The 7,316-nt window shown below is 66.4% G+C and carries 5 protein-coding genes; 3 read left to right on the top strand and 2 right to left on the bottom strand.

Annotation, left to right across the window (positions count from 1 at the left end; translation table 11 throughout):
- Positions 1-50 precede the first annotated feature (50 nt).
- Complete coding sequence (locus tag NX780_RS24960) at positions 51-1,271, bottom strand: M20/M25/M40 family metallo-hydrolase (protein ID WP_258830592.1); 1,221 nt, start codon at positions 1,269-1,271, stop codon at positions 51-53.
- A 210-nt stretch (positions 1,272-1,481) separates the two neighbouring features.
- Between NX780_RS24960 and NX780_RS24965 the strand changes: the two genes are divergently transcribed.
- The 3 genes from NX780_RS24965 (at position 1,482) to NX780_RS24975 (ending at position 5,063) form a co-directional block, all read left to right on the top strand.
- Entirely contained in the window at positions 1,482-1,925 is a 444-nt protein-coding gene (locus NX780_RS24965) for a hypothetical protein (RefSeq protein ID WP_258830593.1), read from the top strand.
- A 148-nt stretch (positions 1,926-2,073) separates the two neighbouring features.
- Positions 2,074-3,555, top strand: a complete 1,482-nt coding sequence (locus NX780_RS24970; protein WP_258830594.1) for a DUF2868 domain-containing protein — start codon at positions 2,074-2,076, stop codon at positions 3,553-3,555.
- On the top strand, positions 3,555-5,063 hold the full coding sequence (locus tag NX780_RS24975) for a DUF3482 domain-containing protein (RefSeq protein WP_258830595.1): 1,509 nt from the start codon (positions 3,555-3,557) through the stop codon (positions 5,061-5,063). Before NX780_RS24970 ends, NX780_RS24975 begins: the two co-directional genes overlap by 1 nt.
- Here the strand turns inward: NX780_RS24975 and NX780_RS24980 are convergent.
- Positions 5,038-7,173, bottom strand: coding sequence for a TonB-dependent receptor family protein (locus NX780_RS24980; RefSeq protein WP_258830596.1), 2,136 nt, complete (start codon positions 7,171-7,173; stop codon positions 5,038-5,040). The two genes, NX780_RS24975 and NX780_RS24980, sit on opposite strands and share 26 nt — an antisense overlap.
- Positions 7,174-7,316: the final 143 nt, after the last annotated feature.

The following is a 7,316-nucleotide window of genomic DNA, read 5'->3' on the forward strand; positions in this document are numbered from 1 at the left end:
ATTCAGATTCGTATTGCGAATCTTCACTGCGCCCGATTCTTGGCCGCGATCTATCCACCAGACAGTTCGACCATGAATGCCGCGGCCAGGCGCGCGAACTTCAGGGCGTGCGCCGCCTGGCCGCCCGAGTTTTCGTAAGTGTCGCGCAACGTGTGAATGGCCGGGTTGTCGCGCGCCATCGAGGACTCGAAGGGCATCGAAACCGGGTAGCCCTGGGCATCCCAGCTCGCGTGGTCCGAACAGCCGTAGCCGCAGCGGTCATTGCCGACGGTGAGCTCGGGAAGATAGGCGGCCGCCAGCTGGGCGACGAAAGTATTCTGGGCGCTGCTCGTGTAATCGGTGATCAGGTAGATGTCGTTTGCCGCGCCCTTGTAGTTGGTCATGTCGAGCTGCAGCACGCCTGCGACTTTTTGCCCCGCCTGCTTGAACCCGCGAGCGATTTCCTGCGACCCGCGCAAACCCACTTCTTCGGCGGCGTAGGCAAAGACCTGGATCGTCCTGCGTGGCCGGTAGCCGCTCGCGATCAGGGCGCGCAGCGCTTCGGTCATGCTGGCCACTCCGGACGCGTCATCGTCCGCCCCTGGCGCCCGCGCCGTGGCGCTCATGCGGAAGCTGAGGATCGAATCGAGATGGGCGCCGACCACGACTTTTTCATCCGCCAGGTCCGTGCCCGCGATCGTCAGGGAGACGGAGGGCTGCGGATACGCCTTGTGCGTGACGAGGGCAACCGAGATATCCGCGCGGTCTGCTGCCAGTTCGCGCCAGGCGGCCAGCAGCCAGTTCGCCGCATCGACACCGCTCTGGCTGGCGTAATAGCGATTCGTGAAGCCGCTCAGTGACAGGATCGTCGAAGCGATATGCTGTTCCTGCATGCCCGCAAGCATGGGCACGACCACATCACGCTGGTCGATGGCGTAGGCCGGCGTCGGCAAGGCGACGCGGCGGGCCTCGAGCGCGGCGCGCGCCTCGGCTTCGCTGGCGTGGTACATGAAGCCGCCGCATTGGCCCATCTGCTGGTGGATCGCACCCGTCACCGCGAGGAGCCGGCTTTCGTCCAGCACGACCGCATGCACCTTTTCCGACAAGCCGGCTGCGCGCACCTGGCGGCTGCCGACGGACACCGCGTCGGGGGCCACCATCTGTACCTTCTGGAAGGCCGCATCGCCGATGGTGATCCAGGCCCGTCGCTTCTTACTTGCAGACCCGGCCGTTGCGGCAAGGCTGAGACAAAGGACCGAGAACAGGCAGAGCTTGAGCAGATCGGACCTCATCGTATTTCCTCTAGGCATAGCAGACAAAAATGCTAGCAGCCACTGCCGCGCATTCCTTTGCCTCAGCTCAACCTTTTCAGGACCTGCCTACGCTAGCTGAGCGGTAACCGTGCGGCGAATCCTACAGCGGCTCGGAGTCTTCTCCTATACAGCGGCATTGTTTCGGCGCGCATGATCGACCCATTGGTTCAGCAAAGCGGAGGATGGATCATGAAATCGAAGGAAAAAAGCCTGGGTGGTGTGAATCGTTCGCGCGGCATCCACAAACCGAAAACCGTCAACGTGGCCGAAGGCAGCCTGCAGTCGCGTGCGCCGGGCGCCGTGATGCCGGGCGGGCCGGAGTCGCCTTTCCCGATGGTACACACGGGGTCGCAGCAATCCGATCTCGGCCGCAACCAGCGCGGCGGCGTCGGCGGTTCCCAAGGGGGCGGCTGGAGTGCACGCCAGCGTGGCCAGCGCATGCAGGCGCAGGCTGAGCAGAACCGCCTCGGCGAAGCCCAGCAGTCCGGCCAGGGTGGCATCGAACAGTACCAACATGCCGGTTCGCAGCAATCGGACTCGGGCAAGGGTGGAGGCAAGGGACTGCAGGGCCATCCCGACCAGCCCGCCACCGACTACGCCAGCAAGCCGAACAAGAAGAACCCCCGCAGCTGAACATCGCAATACGGCGCGACGCCCGGGCCTGCCCGGGTTTTTTTACGCCTGCCGTTTCGCTCGGGACGAACAGCGCAACAGCCGGCGATCCGAATCTGGGGCACAATGCACCTGTCAGCCTTGCCATTTCAACCATGACAGGAGAAGCATGAACGAACAGGTCGCACGCAATGCCGTGCTGGTGCGCGCCATCGAAACCGCCGACGTGAATCACGAGGTGCTGAGCGACGACGATCGCAGGTACGCCAGCCGCAGCGCGAAGGAACTCGCCGCCTGGCAGGCTGCGGACGACAAAGCTGCCATGACGCAGCACCATTTCCTGGAGCAGCGGTCCGAACAGATCCTGAAACGCCTCGGCGAACGCGCGCCCGCCTTCGGCGCCTTCGCGAAGCGCCGGCTGGGCCTGCCCGGCTTCTGGCTTGCCCTGCCGTTCCTGGCATTTGTCAGCGGCGCCGTCATCGACCGCATCGCCGACCCGCACCGCGTCGACCTCCTGTCCGCCCCCTTTCTTTTGATCATAGGCTGGAACCTGCTGGTCTATCTTCTCATGCTGGTATGGGCCTGCATTCCCGGCAAACGCCATGGCTGGGCCAGCCCGAACCTCTTGCGCCGCCTCAGCCTGGGCAAGGTGGCCGTGCCGCGCAAATTGCCCGCGCCGCTTGCCGCCGGCGTCGGCAGCTTCATGGCCGAGTGGGCCGCGCTCAGCGAACCGCTCACCCGCGCCCGCCTGAGCCGCACGATTCACCTGTCCGCAGCCTGCTTCGCGCTCGGCGCCATCGCGTCGCTGTATGCGCGCGGTTTGCTGACCCAGTACGCGGTCGGCTGGGAAAGCACCTTCCTCGACGGCCGCCAGGTCCACACCCTGTTGTCATGGCTATTCTTGCCGGCAATGAACGTGTTTCCTTTCCTCCAGGGGTTCTCGCTGGCCGAGATCGAACTGCTGCGTTTCGGCCGCCCCGTCACCGCCGCCAGCGGCGAGCGCTGGGTGCACCTTTACGGAGCGACCCTGCTCCTGCTCGTCGTGCTGCCACGCTTGCTGCTGGCCGCCTTCGCCGGCTGGCGTGCACACCGGCTCGCGCGTAATTTCCCGCTCGACCTGGACCAGCCGTATTACCGCAAGCTGGCGGACAGCATCGGCGCCGGCTCGCCCGCGCTGCTGCGCGTCCTCCCTTACAGCTACACCCTCGACGAAGCACGCGACCGTGGCTTGTGGGCTATTGCCGCTGCCGCACTCGGCGCCCAGGCGCGTGTGCAATTGCGTCCGCCCAGCGACTACGGCATCGACGCCAAGGACGCCCTGCGCGACACCCAGCTCGACGAAGCCGGCGTGACCGTCACTGCGGTGCTGTTCAGCCTTTCCGCCACGCCGGAAAAGGAAAACCACGGCGCCTTCCTCGACTACCTGACGAAACGCGTGCGCCGCGGCGTCGCCGTGCTGGTGGACGAGTCGCCCCTGCTAGAGCGCATCGGCAGCCAGCCCGGCAGCGCCGAACGGGTGGCCGAACGCAGCGCCCTGTGGCGGCAGTTCTGCAGCTTCCACGGCACCTCGGCCACCTTCGTCAACCTGCTCGAGCCGAACAAATACCCCATCGAACTGGGCGCCGGCCTGCGCCTGCCGGAGCTGCGCTGATGGAAGAGCCGGTCAAGATCCAGTTCGCCCTCGTCTCGCACACGAACAACGGCAAGACGACCCTGGCCCGCACCCTGGTGGGCATGGACGTGGGCGAGGTGCGCGACGCCGCCCACGTGACCCAGTTCGCGGAAGCGCACCTGCTGCAGACCAGCGAGGCGGGCGATTCCCTCGTGCTGTGGGACACGCCGGGCTTCGGCGATTCGGTGCGTCTGCTGAAGCGCCTGTCGATGGCGGGTAACCCGATCGGCTGGTTCCTGCGCGAGGTGTTCGACCGCTATCGCGACAAACCGTTCTGGCTCAGTCAGCAGGCTTTGCGCGCGGCCAAGGAAGAGGCGGACGTCGTGCTCTATCTCGTCAATTCTTCAGAGTCGCCGCAGGATGCCGGCTACCTGCCGTCCGAGATGAAGATCCTCGAATGGCTGGGCAAGCCGGTGGCCGTGCTGCTCAACCAGATGGGACCGCCCCGGCCCGGTACCGAAGAGGCGAGTGAACAGCAGCGCTGGAAGCAGCACCTGACGCAGTTCCCGGTAGTGAAAGCGGTGTTGCCGCTCGATGCCTTTGCGCGCTGCTGGGTGCACGAGCACGTGTTCTACGATGCGATCGGCAAACTGATCGAGCCATCAAGGCAGGCCGGCTATGCGCGTCTGCTGGCTTCCTGGGAGGCGGCGAACCAGCGGCGTTACCGCAACGCCCTGCGCCTGGTCGCGGAGCTGTTGGCCTTCGCCGCGCGCGATCGCCAGGAGGTGTCGAGCGAAGGCAAAGGTCTTGTCAAATCCGCGCTCAAGGCCGTCGGTCTCGGCAAGGACGAGCAGAAGCGGCAAGAGCTCGCCATGGCCGCCCTGGTGCAGCGCCTCAACGACGAGATCGGCTCGACGACGGCGCGCATGCTGGTCCTGCACAAGCTCGACCCCGGCGAGGCCTCGGTGATCAATGCGCGGGTGCGCGAAAACTTCGCCGTGCGTGCGCCGGTGGACAAAGCCCAGGCCGGCCTGCTGGGCGCCATGGTGTCGGGCGCGGCGACAGGCTTGTCGGCGGACCTGATGGCGGGCGGCCTGACGCTCGGCGGAGGTGCACTGCTGGGGGCAATCGTCGGCGCCCTGACCATGGCCGGTGCGGCATGGGGTTTCAATGTCGGCACCGACCGCAACCAGCATACGGTGCAGTTCGCCGACGCCTTCTTGCAGACCCTGTTTTCGGGCGGCCTGCTGCGCTACCTGGCGGTGGCCCACTTCGGCCGGGGACGCGGGAACTATGTCGAGAGCGAGGCGCCGCCCTTCTGGCAGGCCGAAGTGGAAAAGGCGGTGACGGCGCATGCCGGCGACCTGCCGGCCTTGTGGCGCGACCTGCGCGAAGCGCCGAGCCAGGAAGCGGCAACCGCGCTCGCCGAGAAGGCCGTGATCCCGGCGGCGGACGCCGTGCTCGCGCAGTTGTATCCATCCGCTGCGCTGCCGGCGCCGCATGCCCCTGAAGCGTTGCCGGTTACTGGAACTGGTACTGCGCGCTGATGCCGAGCATCCAGTTGCGGCCGGGGGCGGCCTCGTAGTAACGGCGGTTCGCTTCGGCCACGATCACCGAGCCGACATAGTCGCGGTCGAGCAGGTTGTTTACGCGCAGGTACTGTTTCAGGCGCCAAGCGCCGATCTGCTGGCGGGCCTGCAGGCGGACGTTCAGGATGCCGTAACCCGGCGCCGGCACGGCCGTGTTGGCGTCGTCCGGATGCACACGGCTAGCGGCCTGCGCTTCGAGCGCGGCATTCAGGCCGCCATCCGCCGCTGTCCAGCCCAGCTCCGAGAACAGGCTGGCGCGCGGCACGCCCGGCAGACGGTTGCCGGAGGGGATCGCGCCGAAGCCGTCATCGTAAATGGCGTGCAGGATATTGGCCGCGACCAGGGTGTTCCAGCCGCCCGCGAAGTTGGAGGCGACCGACAGCTCGACGCCCTGGCGCAGGGTGCGGCCGGCGTTGCGGTAGCTGGTGCGGCCGCCGTTCGATGCATCGACCACGAGTTCGTTCCGGGTGCGCGCCTGGAACAGGGCGATGTCGGCGCGGGTGTGCTGGCCGAACATGGACTTGGCGCCCACTTCCAGGTGCACGCTGCGGCTCGGGGCCAGGCCGAAGTTGAAGCCGGCGCCGGCGGCCGAATAGAACAGTTCGTTCAGCGTCGGCGTCTCAAAACCGCGTGCTGCGCTCGCGTACAGGTTCAGTGAAGGGGAGACCTTGCGCAGGATGCCGATCACGGGCACGGTGCCGTTGAAGTCCGTACCGCCGCTGTCGTCGCCGTTGTCACGGAAGCGATCACTCACACCCACCTTCAGGCGCGTATGCCGCAGTCCGCCCGTCAGGACCCAGGCGCCGGATTCCCATTGGGTCTGTACATAAGGATCGACGCTGGTCAGGCGGTTGTCCTCGTCGCGGCGCAGGCGTCCCTTGAGGCCGAACTGGGTGCCGACAAAGTTCTCGAAGCCCTGGCGCGCGTCTTGCGAATCGGCCCATTCGACGCCGAAGGTCGTGCGCAGCGTTCCGGCGCCCAGCGTTCGCACGTCCTGCCAGTTCACATCCACGCCGCGGAAGTCGCGGTCGAAATCGATGACGCCGCCGGAATGGGTGGCGGGTTGCTGGAAGGCGCGCGAGAAGGATTGGTACTGGATCACGCGGCGGTTGCCGCCGTAGGCCGTCAGCTGCAGGCGATTGCTGCCGAAGCGCTGTTGCCAGTTCAGCCCGATCTGCTGGTGGTCGATGCTCTTGCGCGTGTTGTAGCGCTCGGCGAAGGTACGCTGCGGCGACTGGGTATCGGTGGTATCGATCTCGCCGGCGCGCGGGTCGCGCTGGAAGGTCGCCCAGGTAACGCCGAGCGGATCCTGGGTGTCGTCCTGTTCGAGCGAGTTGGCGACGATGGTCAGCTTGCCGTCGCGTCCGGTCGGCAGGGTGAGTTTGGCGTAGGCCTGGTCGCGGGTGGCGGCGCTGTGATCGCGGTAGCCGTCGGTCTCGAAGCGGGAGGCGTCAAGCACATAGCCGACCGCGCCGGCCTTGCCCTGCGCATTCACGTCCGTCTTGCGCAGGCCGTCGCTGCCGCCGGCGACGGACAGTTCGAGCGAAGGCGGGCCCTCGCCATCACGGGTGAACAGCTGGATGACGCCGCCGGAATGGTTGCCGTACAGGGCCGAGAACGGACCGCGCAGGATTTCGATGCGCTCGGCCATGTCCAGGTTGAAGGTGGCGGCCTGGCCCTGGCCGTCGGGCATGGTCGCGGGGATACCGTCAGCGATCAAACGTACACCGCGTACGCCGAAGGACGAGCGGGCGCCGAAGCCGCGCGAGGAGACTTGCAGGTCTTGCGCATAGTTCTGGCGGTTCTGGATCACGATGCCCGGCACGGCGACCAGGGACTCCGACAGGTTCACCCGCGGCTGGCCGGCCTGGATGCGCTGGGCGTCGACGACGCTGACGGCGGCCGGCAGGTCGAAGCTTTCCTGCTCCGTACGGGAGCCGGTGACCACGACGACCGACGTCGGGGCGGCGGACTGGGCCAGGACAGGAGTTGCGAACGCAGCGAGCAAGGCGGCAGAGAGAGGCAGGCGGATCAGGTGGGAGGACATGGTGGTCAGCAAAATGGACAAATTGCTATCATAGCTGCTGCACTGTCGAGACGCTGTTCGCGAGGATGCACCGATGTTCGAAAGGTCTTGCGTCCGACCACCGCCGTTTGCTATAGTTCGCCTCCGCTTCGGCAGGGGTCGAAAAAAAGGTTAACGTAATCAAC

Origin of the sequence: Massilia agri, assembly GCF_024753255.1 — a bacterium.
In the GTDB taxonomy this organism is placed as follows: domain Bacteria; phylum Pseudomonadota; class Gammaproteobacteria; order Burkholderiales; family Burkholderiaceae_D; genus Telluria; species Telluria agri.